Genomic DNA, 14674 nt, shown 5'->3' on the forward strand with positions numbered 1-14674 from the left:
AAATGGCTTAGGCTGCGAGGCCGGCGAGCATGCCGGTCACGGGTGACCATTCGGTGACGCGGATGCCGGCTATGACCCCGGCGGCGGCGAACGGATCCTGCTTGAGGACCGAGTTCAGGGATGCTTCGTTGTCCGCTTTGAAGATCAGCAGCGCGCCGGCGCCGTCTCCATAGGGTCCGCTGGCAAGGATCACGCCGTCCTCGGCCAAGCCGCCGGTCCATTCGCGGTGGGCGGGGCGTGCCTCGTTGCGGGCTTCGGTGGAATCAGCGGCGTAAACGTACTCAACGGCAAAAACTGTCATAGCGCTACCCTATCGCTCCCCCGGCCTAGGCCAGGAAAATCACCTTCACGGCTGCCGCTATCCCCGCGGCCCACAGCATGGACGCCAGCGTGCCGATGATGAACCGCTCCGCGGCCACCGGGGTTTCCTTGAGTTCAGCGAACCGGCCCAGCCCCTTGACGGCGACGATGTACGCGATGGCAACCGGCTGACCGGCCAGGATGGCCAGGCAGACGCCGAGTCGCTCCAGGACCCCGATGATGGCACCGCCGCGGAGGATCCGCTGGACGGGTTCGGCGGGAACGCCCGACGCCGGCTGGCCAGTCGCCGCCGTCAGCTCACCGTTGACAGCCTGGCCGGCGTCGTCGTCCGGGGCCCGGCCCGGGACGTCCACCGTGACGTCGGCCGAGGGATCGTCTGCAGTGTCACGTCCCTTGGCGGCCGCGTCCGCCTTGTCGTCAATTGTCCGGGCCAGCCGGAAGACGAGGGCGGTGACGGGCCAGCCGCCAAAACCTGCCGCCAGCAGTGCAGCAGCGATCCACAATGCGGTCACCGGTCTCCTTTGGTATGGGCAAGGGCGTAATCCAGGAGCATTGCTGCTGCCGGCCTGGCAGCCCATTCTTCCTGCCAGCCGGAACGAAGGACGGCGCGGCTCACCGACTGCTCCGTAATTCCCAGTTCCCGGGCCACGGGCTTCTGGCTGCCATGCCTGCCCCCTCCGCCCGCTGCCCGCAGCCGGTCAACCACGCGCCACTGCGCCTCCGTCCGCTGTTGCACCAGGCGTCCTATCAGGCGCAGGACGGCCTGGGCATTCGCTGCGGCGTTCGTGGCTGCATGTGCTGCGGTATTCACTGAAGTGTTCATTTCGGCGTTCGTTCCAGCAGTGGCTCCGTTGTTTGTGCCGGCGGGCTCTTCCCGGGAATTCCGGGGTGCGCCTGTGCCACTGTCCATGGTGCCCGCCACCACCGACAACGGAACATGGCCGGCCGCACCCTTGGCGGTTTCCACTGCCGTGCGGGCAGCCACGAAGCCGCTTCCGGTCCCTTCGCGCGGGCTCCGGCCAGGTTCGAGGCGGACGTCACCGATGCCAATACCGACGTACCAGTGCCCGCTCCGCAGAGCGTGCAAGGCAATGTCCACCACGTCCAGGGCGTCGCCGACGGTTCCCTGGAGTTCGTCGCCGACGGAGCGTTCGAAATGGGCACCGGTGAGGCTGCGCAGTTCCGCGATCAGGTGGGGCACGCGGTCAACGTCGGAGGTGCTGCCACGCTGGTCGATGGTGAGTACGTACATACCTCAACCGTATGCGGGTGATAGCCAATAATCAATCATAAATAGCTGATTATTTAATCTCAGCCGTATTGAGCTGATTATCGATAGTCAGCCATTTGAAGCTACAGGTTCCCATCGACGGGCCGGCCCATCATCCGAAGAGGTTCACGGGTTTGACGATGTCGGCGTAGATCAGCAGCGCACTCATGCCCATCAGCAGGGCGGCCACCACATACGTGACCGGGAGCATCTTGGCGATGTCGAAGGCACCGGGGTCCGGCTTACCGAAGAGTTTTGCTACCTGGCGCCGTGCACCCTCGTACAGTGCGCCGGCCACATGGCCGCCGTCGAGCGGCAGCAACGGAACCAGGTTGAAGACGGCAAGGGCGAAGTTCAGTCCGGCCAGCAGCCCCACCAGGGTGGCCACCCGGGACTGCAGCGGAATCTCTTCCATGGCGGCCACCTCGCCGGCCACCCGCCCCACGCCCACCACGCTGATGGGTCCGTTGGGATCGCGCGGTTCCTCGCTGAAGGCGGCCTTCGCCACGCCCACCACACGGGCCGGAAGGTTGAAGATCACTCCTGCCACCTGCCTGATGTTCTCCCCCGCCATCGGCAGGACGGACGACGCCGGCTGCGGCACCAGTTCGGTCTGCGAACCAATGCCGAGGAAGCCAACGTCCTGGTAGCGCAGGGTGCCCGACGCATCGGTTTCCTGCCGGCCGTCGACGCCGATGATGGGCCGGGCGGAGAGGACGGGGGTGACAGTGGTGGACACCGAAGAGCCGCCGCGCTCAACCGTGATGGCCACTTCCCGGCCCGCGGATGCCCGGATCCATTCGGTCAGCTGGTCCCAGCTGGTGACTTCTTTTCCGTCGAAGGACGTGACAGTGTCGTTGGGCTGCAGGCCGGCCGCGGCTGCCGGGGTCAGCTGGCAGTCGGCCGAATCCGGGTCCACGGTTTCGCCGGCGGCAACCTGGCATTTTGAGACATCCGAAATGGTGGTGGTTGCCGTGGCCGTGCCGAAGCCCATGAGGAGGATTGCCATGAGGAGGACGCCGAGGATCATGTTCATGGCGGGCCCGCCCAGCATGACAATGACTTTCTTCCATACCGGAAGGCGGTAGAAGACGCGTTTTTCGTCCCCGGGCCCCACTTCCTCGTGCGCCATGGACCTGGCCTCGGTGGCCAGCGTCTGGAACATCCCGGTGCTGGAGGGCCGGACGGAGCCGTCCTCCTTGTTGGGCGGGTACATGCCGATCATGGACACGTAGCCGCCCAGCGGGATGGCCTTCACGCCGTATTCGGTTTCGCCCTTCCGCCGCGACCACAGGGTGGGGCCGAAACCGATCATGTACTTGGTGACGCGCACCTTGAAGAGCTTGGCGGGTACCAGGTGTCCCACTTCGTGCAGCGCGATGGACGCGGCGATGCCGATGGCTACGAAGACGACGCCGAGGATGAAAAGAAGAACGGGGGTCATGGAGGTGCTGCTGCTTCCCTAGAGACTGCTGACTGCTAAACGTTCGTGGGCGCGGGCCCGTGCCCAGCTCTCAGCATCCAGCACGGATTCCACCGTCAGCCGGGAGGAACCTGTGTGTTCGCTGAGGACCGCATCCACGGTGTCCACGATGTCCGTGAAGCGGATCCGCCCGGCGTGGAAGGCTGTCACGGCTTCCTCGTTGGCGGCGTTGAAGACCGCGGGGAAGGTGCTCCCCTGCTTCGCCGCGTCCTTGGCAAGGTCCACCGCGGGAAAGGCTGCTGCGTCGAGCGGCTCGAACGTCCAGGTGGCTGCCTTGGTCCAGTCACACGGCGCCGCCGCGTTGGGCACCCGGTCCGGCCACCCCAACCCCAGGGCGATGGGCAGCCGCATGTCCGGCGGGGAGGCCTGCGCGATGGTGGAGCCGTCCACGAACTGCACCATGGAGTGCACCACGGACTGGGGATGGACCACCACGTCGATCCGGTCCAGCGGGATGTCGAACAGGAGGTGTGCTTCGATGACTTCGAGCCCCTTGTTGACCAGGGTGGCGGAGTTGGTGGTGACCATCAGCCCCATGTCCCAGGTGGGGTGGGCGAGGGCTTCCTGCGGCGTGACCCCGTGCAGTTCTTCCCGGCTCCGGCCGCGGAAGGGCCCGCCGGAGGCGGTGAGGACCAGCTTGTCCACTTCCGCTGCACTGCCCGAGCGCAGGCATTGGGCGATGGCGGAGTGCTCGGAGTCCACGGGAACGATCTGCCCGTCGCGCGCAGCAGCCTTCACCAGCGAACCACCGACGATCAGCGATTCCTTGTTTGCCAGCGCCAGCGTGGCGCCGGATTTCAGCGCGGCAAGGGTGGGTGCAAGGCCAATGGACCCGGTGATGCCGTTTAGCACCACATCGGTGTCCAGCTCCGCGATGCGCGTGGAGGCATCCGGTCCGGCGATGATCTCCGGGCGGTAGCCGGAACGGCCCGCTGCGGCGGCTGCTTCGTCGATCAGCACGGCAAGCTCGCGGGCGTCCCCGGCGGCGATGCCGACGGCCGCCGCACCGGTGTGGACGGCCTGCCGGGCCAGGAGCGCGGGGTTGCCGCCCCCGGCGCTCAGTGCCACGACCTCGAAAAGATGCGGGGCGCCGTCGACGACGTCAATCGCCTGGGTGCCGATGGAACCGGTGGATCCGAGGATGGCGATTCTGCGTGGCTGCATGGGTTAAGTATCCCGCACCAATGCGGTCCGGTACGCCGCGGCCTGCACGCCTTGACCCCGACGCGGCCGGGCGTAACGTGGATTTCGTGGACTGGCTTTCCTGGTTCGATGCGGCGGACTACGAGTTCGCCCGGCAGGTGCTGCAGCGGGGAGTGGCCGCGCTGTTCTTCGTGGCTTTCCTGTCCTCGCTCAACCAGTTCCCGGCGCTGCTGGGTGAGCGCGGACTGCTTCCGGTGCCCGACTACCTTTCCGGCTTCAGCCGGCTGCGCCGGCCCACGCTGTTCCGTTGGCGCTATTCGGACGGCCTCCTGCGTGGCGTCTGTGCAGCCGGGCTGGTGGTCTCGTCCCTCCTCGTAGCGGGCATTCCGCAGCTGGGACCGCCATGGGTGCCGCTGATCGCTTTCCTGGGCCTGTGGCTGCTGTACATGTCGATCGTGAACGTGGGACAGACTTTCTACGGCTTCGGCTGGGAGATGCTGCTGCTGGAGGCCGGCTTCACGGTGGCCTTCCTGGGGTCTGACCAGACCGATCCGCCGCGCACCATCATGATCCTGGTGGCGTGGCTGGTGTTCCGGCTCGAATTCGGTGCCGGGATGATCAAGATCCGCGGCGGCCGCGAGTGGCGGGACCTCACCGCCCTCTACTACCACCACGAAACCCAGCCCATGCCGGGGCCGCTCAGCCGGCAGGCGCACCTGCTGCCCAAACCGCTCCACCGGATGGAAGTGGTGGGCAACCACTTCGCCCAGCTGGTGGTGCCATTCCTCCTGTTCGCGCCCCAGCCCGTTGCCAGTGCGGCAGCGGCCATCATCATCGCCACCCAGCTCTGGCTGGTGGCGTCCGGGAACTTCGCCTGGCTGAACTGGATCGCCGTTGTGCTGGCGTTCGCCGCCGTCAGTGACCCCGTCGCACACGCGGTCCTGCCGGTGATCCCGCTGGACTGGCACGGGGAGGCAGGCCGTGAAACGCCCCTGTGGTGGCTGGCTGTCACGTTGGCGGCCACCGCCCTGCTGCTGGCCCTGAGCTACCAGCCGCTGCGCAACCTGTTCTCGCGCCGGCAGTTGATGAACGCCAGTTTCAACCGCTGGCAGCTGGTCAACGCCTACGGTGCCTTCGGAACTGTGACCCGGGAACGCATTGAGATCGTGGTGGCAGGAACCCTTGACGACGACCCCGACGACTCCTCCGACTGGCGTGAATACGGATTCAAGGGCAAGCCCGGGGACCTGCGCCGGATACCCCGCCAGTGGGCGCCGTACCACCTGCGGCTGGACTGGCTGATGTGGTTCCTGCCGCTGCGGACCGTGCACGAGGAATGGTTCCATGCCTTCCTCGGCAAGCTGCTGGAAGCGGACCGGACCACCCTGCGGCTGCTCCGGCATGACCCGTTCGACGGCGGGGCGCCGCGCTGGGTGCGCGTCCGCCGGTACCACTACCGGTTCGCCACCCGGGCGGAGTTCCGGGCGTCCGGGAACCGGTGGATGCGCACGTTCCTCTCCGAGCCGATCCCGCCCCTGTCTCTGCGGCGCCGGCAGGGACGGCAGGGCTAGCAGTACAACCGGCCCGCCGGTTTGCAGGACGCCGCGGACCGTCAGGCTTTCTGGCCGGCCCGCCGGAGGATCGATTCGGCGTGCTTGAGGATGGGCCCGTCGATCATTTTCCCGTTATGCCGGAAAACGCCCGAGCCTGCCTCCGCGGCAGCGTCCAGCAGCTCTGCGGCAGCGGCGACATCGGCGTCGGACGGCGCGTAGGCCTCCCGCACCACGGCGGCCTGCGTGGGGTGGATGCAGGCCTTGGAGCTGAATCCGGACGCGACGGCGTCGGCCGCTTCGGCGGCCAGCCCGTCAGTGTCCGGGATGTTGACGTAAACCGCATCAACCGCCTGCTTCCCGAAGGCACGGGCAGCCACCAGGACCGTTGACCGCGCGTGGAGGGCGACGGCCCGGTAGCCGCCGTCGTCCGTCCTGCTGGAGGTGCCGCCCAGGGTGGCGAGCAGGTCCTCGGCACCCCACATCAGCGCAACGACGTTGGGGGCGGCGGCAATGGCGGGAGCGTTCAGGACGCCCAGGGCCGTTTCGCACAGGGCCACCACCTGGTAGCCCGCCAGCGCTTTGAGCTGGTCCGCGCTTTCGGCTTTGGCCAGCATCACCGTCCTGTAGGGCGTGTGCGCCAGGCAGTGCAGGTCTTTTTCGAACTCCTCGGTGCCCGCGGGGTTGATCCTGACGATGGTGCGGCTGGGATCAAGCTCGGGTTCCTCGCCTGTGGAACCCACCTGGGCAAGGATGGCGCCGCGGGCGCGCTGCTTGTCCGCCGGCGCCACCGCGTCCTCGAGGTCAAGGATGACGGCGTCAGCGCGGGCGGCGGCTTTCCGGTACCGCTCGGGCCGGTCGGCGGGGCAGAAGAGGAGGGCGGGGCCCATCGCAAAGGTCATACAGCCATTCTCCGATGATTTTTTCGTGCCGGGCTTATTTTCCGTGCTGCGCTTCAGCGTGCGCGGCACGGGTCCACATGAGGCAGCTGCGGGTGGCCAGGGCCACCACGGTACCGTCCTGGTTCCGGCCGGTATGTTCCATGGTGACGATTCCCTGCCCCGGCCGGGAGCCCGAGGGCCGTTTGCCGCTGATGACGGTCTCCGTGTAGAGCGTGTCACCGTGGTACAGCGGGTGCGGGAAGGACACATCGGTCAGGCCCAGCTGCGCGATGATGGTTCCCTGGGTCAGCTGGGTGACGGACTGGCCCACCAGGGTGGCCAGCGTGAACATTGAGTTGACCAGGCGCTGGCCGAACGGTTGGGTGGCACTCCAGGCGGCGTCGAGGTGGAGGGCCTGGGTGTTCATGGTGAGGGTGGTGAACAGGACGTTGTCCGCTTCGGTCACGGTCCGGCCGGGCCGGTGGGCGTAGACCACTCCCTCTTCAAGTTCGTCGTAGTACAGTCCGCGCTGTTCGATAACCCGGGGATTCTCCGCCGTCATACCGTCAGTTCCCGGTCTTCCTCGAAGAGTTCCGCGCCGGTGGCGGCGATGACATCCTCCACAGAGACGTTCGGCGCCAGCTCCTGCAGGACCAGGCGGGAACCGGAGCTGTCGCGGACCACGTCGATGACGGCCAGGTCAGTGATGATCCGGTCCACGCAGCCCTTGCCGGTCAGCGGCAGCGAACACTGCTGGACGATCTTGGGTTTGCCGTTCCGGTCCACGTGTTCCATCATCACGATGACCCGTTTGGCCCCGAACACCAGGTCCATCGCGCCACCCATGCCCTTGACCATCTTGCCCGGGATCATCCAGTTGGCGAGGTCACCGTTGGCCGCAACCTCCATGGCACCCAGGACGGCGACATCCACATGGCCACCCCGGATCATGCCGAAGGACGCCGCCGAATCGAAGAACGCCGCCCCCTTGTTGACCGTGACGGTTTCCTTGCCGGCGTTGATCAGGTCCGGATCGATGTCGTCCTCTGCCGGGTAGGGTCCGACGCCCAGGATGCCGTTCTCCGAGTGGAGCACCACTTCCACGCCGTCCGGAATGTAGTTGGGGATCAGCGTGGGCATGCCGATGCCGAGGTTCACGTATTGGCCGTTATGGAGCTCTTTGGCCACCCGGGCTGCCAGCTCGTTGCGCGTCCATCCCTTGCTGTCCGCCGGTGCCGTGGAACCGGCGGCTCCCGCGTGCGGTTGGGAAGCCGAGCGTCGGTACTCGTGGCGGACGGCTTCGGGCCGCGGCGCGTCGGGGCTGTTCGGGTCCGTGCCGGTGCTCTGTGCCCGGTTTTCCTGCACGTTCATGCTCCTGCCTCCCGGCTGATGGCAACGGTCCGCTTTTCGATGCGCTTTTCCGCGTCCGGGGCCAGCACCACCCGCTGCACGAAGATACCGGGGGTGTGGATGTGTTCGGGGTCCAGTTCACCGGGCTCCACGAGTTCCTCCACCTCGGCGATGGTGATCCTTCCGGCCATGGCGCAGAGCGGGTTGAAGTTCATGGCCGTGGCGTGGAACACCAGGTTGCCGTGCCGGTCGCCTTTCCAGGCGTGGACGAGGCCGAAGTCCGGGGTGAGAGCTTCCTCCAGCACGTAGTCCACCCCGCCGAACGGGCGGACCTCCTTGGGGGCTGAGGCGACCGCGATGCCGCCGTCGGCGTCGTATTTCTGCGGCAGGCCGCCGTCGGACACCTGGGTGCCGACCCCCGCCTTGGTGTAGAAGGCGGGGATGCCGGCGCCGCCGGCCCGGAGCTTCTCGGCCAGGGTGCCCTGCGGGGTCAGCACCACTTCCAGTTCGCCGGCGAGGTACTGCCGGGCGAACTCCTTGTTCTCGCCCACATAGGAGCTGATGGTGCGACGGATCCTGCCGTCGCGGAGCAGGATTCCCAGCCCCCAGTCGTCCACCCCGCAGTTGTTGCTGACGGTTTCCAACCCTGACGTGCCGGCCCTGTGCAGGGCATCAATGAGGGTGACCGGTATGCCGCAGAGGCCGAACCCGCCCACGGCAAGCGAGGAGCCGTCCGGAATGTCCGCCACAGCTTCGTCGGCGCTTGCAACAACCTTGTCAATCATCATCGATCCTTTCAGGCCAGCTACAGTCCGGGGTGCGGCGGCTGGCCGCTACAGGCCCAGTTCGCGGGCGATCAGCATCAGCTGGACCTCCGTGGTGCCCTCCCCCACTTCAAGGATCTTGGAGTCGCGGTAGTGGCGTGCCACGGTGAACTCGTTGATGAAGCCATAGCCGCCGAATACCTGGGTGGCATCCCGCGCGTTGTCCATGGCCGCCTCGCCTGCGACCATCTTAGCGATGGCCGCCTGGGTCTTGAACGGCTTGCCGGCGAGCATCCTGGCGGCCGCGTCGTAGTAGGCAAGGCGTGCCGTGTGGGCCCTCGCCTCCATGCGGGCGATCTTGAACGAGATGGCCTGGTACTTGCCGATTTCCTGGCCGAACGCCTTGCGTTCCCTGGCGTACCGGACGGAAAGGTCAACGCAGCCCTGGGCTGCTCCGGTGGCGACGGCAGCGATCGCAATGCGGCCTTCATCAAGGATGGACAGGAAGTTGGCGTAGCCCCGGCCTTCCTCCCCCAGCAGGTTCGCTTCCGGGACCCGGACGTCCTTCAGCGTCAGCGGGTGGGTGTCCGATGCGTTCCAGCCCACCTTGTTGTATGCCTTTTCAGCCTTGAAGCCGGGCGTGTCGGTGGGCACCAGGATGGTGGAGATTTCCTTCCGGACAGTGCCGTCCCCGCGGTCATGCTGCCCGGTGACCGCGGTGACGGTGACCAGCCTGGTGAGGTCCGTACCGGAGTTGGTGATGAATTCCTTGTTGCCGTTGATCACCCACTCGGTCTTGTCTCCGACGGCCTCCCGATGGGCGTGCGTCTTGGTGCCGCCGGCGTCCGAACCTGCCTCGGGTTCGGTCAGGCCGAAGCCTGCGAGCGCCTGTCCCGAGGCCAGCTGGGGCAGCCATTGCTGTTTCTGCTCTTCGGTCCCGAACCGGTAGATGGGCATGGCGCCGAGGGAGACGCCTGCTTCCAGGGTGATGGCCACGGACTGGTCCACCCGGCCCAGCTGTTCCAGGGCCAGGGCGAGGGCGAAGTAGTCTCCGCCCATTCCGCCGTACTCCTCCGGGAAGGGCAGGCCGAACAGTCCCATCTCCGCCATCTGCTTGACCACTTCGTAGGGAAAGCTGTGTTCCTCGTCGTGTTTGGCCGACACCGGCGCCACCACGTTGTCCGCGAAGTCCCGGACCGTGTCACTGAGGTCCTGGTATTCCTCGCTGAGTTCAAAACCGGGCATGTTAATGGGCTCCTTCGCCGTTGGTGGTCTCACCGTTCGTACTGTTGTCCTGTGGCTGCTGTGCGGGATGAATGGTGGCCAGGACCTGGTCCGCCTTGACCAGGTCTCCGGGTTTGGCGGCCAGGTGCACGGTCCCGGCCAGCGGCGCCACCAGCTGGTGCTCCATCTTCATGGCTTCGACTGACGCAAGGACCTGGCCGGCCTCGACGGCGTCGCCGTCCCTGACCGGGACGGACACCACCGTGCCTGGCATCGGCGAGCGCACGGCGGGATCGGCGTCGCCGTCGTCCCGCTGGATGGCTGCGCGGACCCGTTCCAGCCGCGCCTCCCGGGTCAGGACCTCCAGCCGGCAGGACCAGCCCCCGGTGCCGAGGTAGATGTGTGCCGGGGCCGCCGGCCCAAAGTGGACCGCCGCCACGGAGTAGTCGTTGACCGCGTCGCCGAGCGTCAGCTCCGCGTGGCCGGGCCCGGAAAAGCGCAGCACGGCTGTGTGTCGCGTGCCGCCGTCGACCGTCACCCCTACCGGGCCGGACGCGGGGTCCCCGTAGACACCTACGGTGGCCACTCCGCCGTCGGGCTTTCCCAGGCTCACCCGGCGCGGTGCCGGTGCACCCAGCCGCCAGCCGCTGCGTGCCTGCCACGGGCTTTCGTTGGAGTTGCCGTCCTGAGTGGCGGCCCCGGCAGTGACTGCCAGGGAGGTGAGCGCAGCGGCCACGAGCTCGGCCTCCCCCACATGGCGGAACGCAAGGTCGGGCAGCTTCCGGGCGATCAGTCCTGTGTCGAGCCGGCCGGCCCGGACCTCGGGATCGCCGATCAGGAGCCGCAGGTATTCGACGTTGGTTTCAACACCCAGGGCCGTGTAGCCGGCGAGCGCCCGGTCCAGGGTGTCCAGGGCGGCCGCCCGGTCCGCTCCCCAGGCGATGACCTTGGACAGCATGGGATCGTAGCTGGAGGACAGCTCCAGCCCTTCCACCAGGGAAGAATCCACCCTGATCCGGCCGCCGGCGTCCCCGGGCATCTCATCGAGCAGGTACACGGTTCCGGTTGACGGCAGGAAGTTCTTCTCCGGCACCTCGGCGTACACGCGCGCCTCCACCGCGTGGCCGGAAAGTTCGACGTCGGCCTGCCGGACGGTGAGTTCCGCGCCGGCGGCGATGCGTACCTGCCATTCCACAAGGTCGGTTCCGGTGACCATTTCGGTGACGGGGTGCTCCACCTGGAGCCGGGTATTCATCTCCATGAAGTAGAACTCGTCGGGTGCGTCATCGGAGACGAGGAATTCCACGGTCCCTGCGCCGATGTAGTTGACGCTGCGCGCGGCGTTGCAGGCGGCTTCGCCGATGCGTGCCCGCACGTCGGCCCCGTGGGGCAGGCCCTCGAGCAGCGGCGACGGTGCCTCTTCGATCACTTTCTGGTGCCTGCGCTGCAGGGAGCATTCGCGCTCGCCCAGGTGGATGACGTTGCCGTGGGTGTCCGCCAGCACCTGCACTTCGATGTGGCGCGGAGTGGTGACCAGGCGTTCCAGGAACAGGGTGTCGTCGCCGAAGGCGCTGGCGGCCACGCGCCGGGCGGTGGCCAGGACGGCCGGAAGGTCTTCGGGTTTCTCCACCACGTGCATGCCCTTGCCGCCACCGCCGGCGGACGGCTTGATCAGCAGGGGGAAGCCGACGGCGGGGGCTGCTTCGATCAGTTCCGTGTCCGTCATGCCGGGCCTGGCGACGCCGGGCACCACCGGAACGCCGTAGCCGGCCACGTGGTTCTTGGAGCGGATTTTGTCGCCCATGACGTTGAGCGCCTCCACCCCGGGACCCATGAACGCGATCCCAGCATCATCCAGCGCGCGGGCGAAGTCGGCATTCTCGCTGAGGAACCCGTAGCCCGGGTGCACGGCTTCGGCGCCGGACTGCCGGCAGGCGGCAATGATGTTGCCAATGTTGAGGTAGCTTTCGGCGGCGGCGGCGAGGCCGATCCGCACGGCCGTGTCAGCCTCGCGCACGTGCCGGGCGCCGGCGTCGGCATCGCTGTAGACGGCCACGGAGCGGATTCCCAGGGCACGCAGGGTTCGGATCACCCGGCAGGCAATCTCTCCCCGGTTCGCCACCAGCACGGTGCCGAAGAGCGGCCGGCCGGACGCCTGGTTGCCTGCGGTGGGACTGGTGGCCGTGGAGGTCAGTGAAGGCGTGGTCATGGTCCGGCTCACATCCTGAAAAGGCCGAAGGAGGTCTCCGGCAGTGGCGTGCGGGAGACGACGTCCAGTGCGAGGCCCAGGACGGTCCGGGTGTCAGCGGGATCGATGACGGCGTCGTCCCAGAGGCGGGCAGTGGAGTAGTAGGGACTGCCCTGGTCCTCGTACTGCCGGCGGATGGGGGCTTTGAACTCTTCTTCGTCCTCCGCCGGCCAGTCTTCCCCGGCGGCCTCGTACTGGTCGCGTTTGACGGTGGCCAGCACGCTGGCGGCCTGGTTTCCGCCCATCACCGAAATCCTTGCCGCGGGCCACATCCAGAGGAACCGCGGGGAATATGCGCGGCCGCACATGGAGTAGTTGCCGGCGCCGAAGGATCCGCCGATCACCACCGTCAGCTTGGGTACGCGCGCGGTGGCTACCGCCGTAACCATTTTCGCGCCGTTCTTGGCGATGCCGCCCTGCTCGGCGTCCCGGCCCACCATGAAGCCGGAAATGTTCTGCAGGAAGACGAGGGGAATCCCCCGCTGGTCGCACAGCTCGATGAAGTGTGCGCCCTTGAGCGAGGATTCGCTGAAAAGGACACCGTTGTTGGCCACGATCCCCACCGGGTGCCCGTGGATCCTGGCGAAACCGGTGACCAAGGTGGTGCCGTAGTCCTTTTTGAACTCGTGGAACCTGCTGGCGTCCACCAGCCGTGCAATCACTTCGTGGACATCGTACGGGGCGTTGACGTCCACAGGTACGGCCCCGTAGAGCTCCCCGGCATCAACCACGGGTTCGACGGCGGGTTCCACCTGCCAGGCGGGCGCGGCGGCGGGCGGCAGGGTGGCCACGATGTCGCGAAGGATCTGCAGTGCGTGTTCGTCATTGTCGGCCAGGTGGTCCGTCACGCCGGAGATCCTGGAATGCACGTCACCGCCGCCCAGTTCCTCGGCGGTGACGATCTCTCCGATCGCGGCCTTCACCAGGGGCGGCCCGCCCAGGAAGATGGTGCCCTGGTTCCGGACGATCACCGTTTCGTCGCTCATGGCCGGGACGTAGGCACCCCCGGCGGTACAGGAGCCCATCACGGCGGCGAGCTGCGGGATCTTTGCCGCGGACAGGCGTGCCTGGTTGTAGAAGATCCGTCCGAAGTGGTCCTTGTCCGGAAAGACCTCGTCCTGCTTGGGCAGGAAGGCTCCGCCCGAGTCCACCAGGTAGATGCACGGCAGGTGGTTTTCCAGGGCGATTTCCTGGGCGCGCAGGTGCTTCTTGACCGTCAGGGGATAGTAGGTGCCGCCCTTGACGGTGGCGTCGTTGGAGATCACCAGCACCTGGCGGCCGTGCACCAGTCCGATGCCGGCGATCACGCCCGCACCCGGTGCGTCGTCGTTGTACATCCCGTTGGCTGCCAGCGGGGCGATCTCCAGGAACGGGCTGCCGTCATCCAGCAGCTGGTCGATGCGCTCCCGCGGCAGGAGTTTGCCCCTGGCCACGTGGCGTTCACGCGACTTCTGCGGGCCTCCCAGGGCAGCGTCCGCCAGCCGCTTCCGGAGGTCCTCCACCAGTTGCAGCTGCGCATCCCTGTTGGCGGCGAAAGCTCCGCTGGCGGGGTCCACCCTGCTGGCAAGGGTCTCCATCGACGCTTCCTGTTCTCTCAGCGGATCCTATGGCCGGATCCGGTAGCAAAATTCGGTGGGCATGGCCGCTCAACCACAGACTCGGTTAGTGCCCAATAACTGAAATTCAGGTTAGTCTCTATTAACTGTGATGTCCAACACGGGCGGGGGCCTTGTTAGACTCGGCGGGTTTGAGGAGGAAATGTGCCCACAACCGATGAAGGCAAGAGCACCGGGGCGGATGCCCCCGCCGCCCGGCCCGCCGGCGCAACCCAACGCAGCAAAGCCAAGGAAGACCGCCGCCAGGCCCTGCTCGCCGCGGCCGCATCCCTGTTCGCCGTCAACGGGTTCAAAAGTGTTTCCCTCGAAGACCTCGGAGCGGCGGCAGGAGTCAGCGGACCCGCCGTCTACCGGCACTTTCCCGGCAAGCAGGCCGTCCTGGCGGACCTGCTGGCTACCGTCAGCCGGGAGCTTCTGGACGGCGGGCGGAAGGTGGTGGCAGAGAACTCCGATCCCAAATTGGCACTGCGCCGCCTCGTGGAGTTCCAGGTGGACTTCGCCCTCGGCAAACCCGAGGTGATCCGCGTGCAGGACCGCGACCTCAGCAACCTCTCCGAACAGGACCAGTCAGCCGTGCGGGCACTGCAGCGCAGCTACGTGGAGGTGTGGGTGGATGTCCTGTCCAGGCTCCACCCCGGCACGGACGCCGCCGAACTCCGGACCCGCGCCCACGCCACCTTCGGGCTGATCAACTCCACCCCGCACTCGGTCCGGAGCCACGGCCGCCGGATGGCGGCCGCGGCCCGGCCGCTGCTCGAGGAGATGGCGCTCGCCGCCCTGACGGTGGACAGCCCGCAAGTGCGCTGACGTCCGGGTGTCCGGCC

Annotated in this window: 14 protein-coding genes; 2 read left to right on the forward strand and 12 right to left on the reverse strand. The window is 67.2% G+C overall.

The annotated features are described in order from the left end of the window. Window positions 1-7: 7 nt before the first annotated feature. The 5 genes from OVA06_RS11335 to dxr all read right to left on the reverse strand — a co-directional run bounded on the left by OVA06_RS11335 (window position 8) and on the right by dxr (window position 4238). Window positions 8-301, reverse strand: a complete 294-nt coding sequence (locus tag OVA06_RS11335) for a YciI family protein (RefSeq protein WP_015936628.1) — start codon at window positions 299-301, stop codon at window positions 8-10. 25 nt (window positions 302-326) lie between these two features. Then, complete coding sequence (locus OVA06_RS11340) at window positions 327-833, reverse strand: hypothetical protein (protein WP_268158345.1); 507 nt, start codon at window positions 831-833, stop codon at window positions 327-329. Further along, window positions 830-1573 (reverse strand): MarR family transcriptional regulator, encoded by a 744-nt coding sequence (locus tag OVA06_RS11345; RefSeq protein ID WP_268158347.1) that lies wholly within the window; start codon window positions 1571-1573, stop codon window positions 830-832. Before OVA06_RS11345 ends, OVA06_RS11340 begins: the two co-directional genes overlap by 4 nt. Before the next feature lie 130 nt (window positions 1574-1703). Next, on the reverse strand, window positions 1704-3035 hold the full coding sequence (locus tag OVA06_RS11350; protein ID WP_268158349.1) for a M50 family metallopeptidase: 1332 nt from the start codon (window positions 3033-3035) through the stop codon (window positions 1704-1706). Window positions 3036-3053: 18 nt separating this feature from the next. After that, window positions 3054-4238 (reverse strand): 1-deoxy-D-xylulose-5-phosphate reductoisomerase, encoded by a 1185-nt coding sequence (gene dxr / locus OVA06_RS11355; RefSeq protein WP_268158351.1) that lies wholly within the window; start codon window positions 4236-4238, stop codon window positions 3054-3056. An 86-nt stretch (window positions 4239-4324) separates the two neighbouring features. Between dxr and OVA06_RS11360 the strand changes: the two genes are divergently transcribed. Next, window positions 4325-5788, forward strand: a complete 1464-nt coding sequence (locus tag OVA06_RS11360) for a lipase maturation factor family protein (protein ID WP_268160764.1) — start codon at window positions 4325-4327, stop codon at window positions 5786-5788. 41 nt (window positions 5789-5829) lie between these two features. Here OVA06_RS11360 and OVA06_RS11365 read toward each other — a convergent pair whose 3' ends face one another. From OVA06_RS11365 to OVA06_RS11395, 7 genes are read right to left on the reverse strand one after another with little or no spacing between them, the layout of a single operon-like run. Beyond that, window positions 5830-6669 carry an HpcH/HpaI aldolase/citrate lyase family protein gene (locus tag OVA06_RS11365; protein WP_268158353.1) on the reverse strand — a complete coding sequence of 280 codons (840 nt, stop codon included), beginning with the start codon at window positions 6667-6669 and terminating at the stop codon, window positions 5830-5832. Window positions 6670-6703: 34 nt separating this feature from the next. Continuing rightward, window positions 6704-7210 (reverse strand): MaoC family dehydratase, encoded by a 507-nt coding sequence (locus OVA06_RS11370; protein ID WP_056083433.1) that lies wholly within the window; start codon window positions 7208-7210, stop codon window positions 6704-6706. After that, entirely contained in the window at window positions 7207-8019 is an 813-nt protein-coding gene (locus OVA06_RS11375) for a CoA transferase subunit B (RefSeq protein WP_268158355.1), read from the reverse strand. The genes OVA06_RS11370 and OVA06_RS11375 overlap by 4 nt, the downstream gene beginning before the upstream one ends. Then, window positions 8016-8783: a CoA transferase subunit A gene (locus tag OVA06_RS11380; RefSeq protein ID WP_056083438.1), complete on the reverse strand. Its 768-nt coding sequence runs from the start codon at window positions 8781-8783 to the stop codon at window positions 8016-8018. Before OVA06_RS11380 ends, OVA06_RS11375 begins: the two co-directional genes overlap by 4 nt. 48 nt (window positions 8784-8831) lie before the next feature. After that, window positions 8832-10007 (reverse strand): acyl-CoA dehydrogenase family protein, encoded by a 1176-nt coding sequence (locus OVA06_RS11385; protein ID WP_268158358.1) that lies wholly within the window; start codon window positions 10005-10007, stop codon window positions 8832-8834. Between the two features lies 1 nt (window position 10008). Continuing rightward, window positions 10009-12195 (reverse strand): acetyl/propionyl/methylcrotonyl-CoA carboxylase subunit alpha, encoded by a 2187-nt coding sequence (locus OVA06_RS11390; RefSeq protein ID WP_268158360.1) that lies wholly within the window; start codon window positions 12193-12195, stop codon window positions 10009-10011. Between the two features lie 8 nt (window positions 12196-12203). Next, window positions 12204-13811 (reverse strand): carboxyl transferase domain-containing protein, encoded by a 1608-nt coding sequence (locus tag OVA06_RS11395; RefSeq protein ID WP_056083449.1) that lies wholly within the window; start codon window positions 13809-13811, stop codon window positions 12204-12206. A 183-nt stretch (window positions 13812-13994) separates the two neighbouring features. Here OVA06_RS11395 and OVA06_RS11400 point away from each other — a divergent pair, with 183 nt between their 5' ends. Continuing rightward, window positions 13995-14657, forward strand: a complete 663-nt coding sequence (locus tag OVA06_RS11400; RefSeq protein ID WP_056083452.1) for an SACE_7040 family transcriptional regulator — start codon at window positions 13995-13997, stop codon at window positions 14655-14657. The last annotated feature ends 17 nt before the right edge of the window (window positions 14658-14674 follow it).

Origin of the sequence: Pseudarthrobacter sp. SL88, assembly GCF_026672455.1 — a bacterium.
GTDB lineage: Bacteria > Actinomycetota > Actinomycetes > Actinomycetales > Micrococcaceae > Arthrobacter.

Coding starts and splice junctions, on each gene's coding strand:
- OVA06_RS11335 (WP_015936628.1), bottom strand. CDS start 301: ATGACAGTTTTTGCCGTTGAGTACGTTTACGCCGCTGATTCCACCGAA.
- OVA06_RS11345 (WP_268158347.1), bottom strand. CDS start 1,573: ATGTACGTACTCACCATCGACCAGCGTGGCAGCACCTCCGACGTTGAC.
- OVA06_RS11350 (WP_268158349.1), bottom strand. CDS start 3,035: ATGACCCCCGTTCTTCTTTTCATCCTCGGCGTCGTCTTCGTAGCCATC.
- dxr (WP_268158351.1), bottom strand. CDS start 4,238: ATGCAGCCACGCAGAATCGCCATCCTCGGATCCACCGGTTCCATCGGC.
- OVA06_RS11365 (WP_268158353.1), bottom strand. CDS start 6,669: ATGACCTTTGCGATGGGCCCCGCCCTCCTCTTCTGCCCCGCCGACCGG.
- OVA06_RS11370 (WP_056083433.1), bottom strand. CDS start 7,210: ATGACGGCGGAGAATCCCCGGGTTATCGAACAGCGCGGACTGTACTAC.
- OVA06_RS11375 (WP_268158355.1), bottom strand. CDS start 8,019: ATGAACGTGCAGGAAAACCGGGCACAGAGCACCGGCACGGACCCGAAC.
- OVA06_RS11380 (WP_056083438.1), bottom strand. CDS start 8,783: ATGATTGACAAGGTTGTTGCAAGCGCCGACGAAGCTGTGGCGGACATT.
- OVA06_RS11385 (WP_268158358.1), bottom strand. CDS start 10,007: ATGCCCGGTTTTGAACTCAGCGAGGAATACCAGGACCTCAGTGACACG.
- OVA06_RS11390 (WP_268158360.1), bottom strand. CDS start 12,195: ATGACCACGCCTTCACTGACCTCCACGGCCACCAGTCCCACCGCAGGC.
- OVA06_RS11395 (WP_056083449.1), bottom strand. CDS start 13,811: ATGGAGACCCTTGCCAGCAGGGTGGACCCCGCCAGCGGAGCTTTCGCC.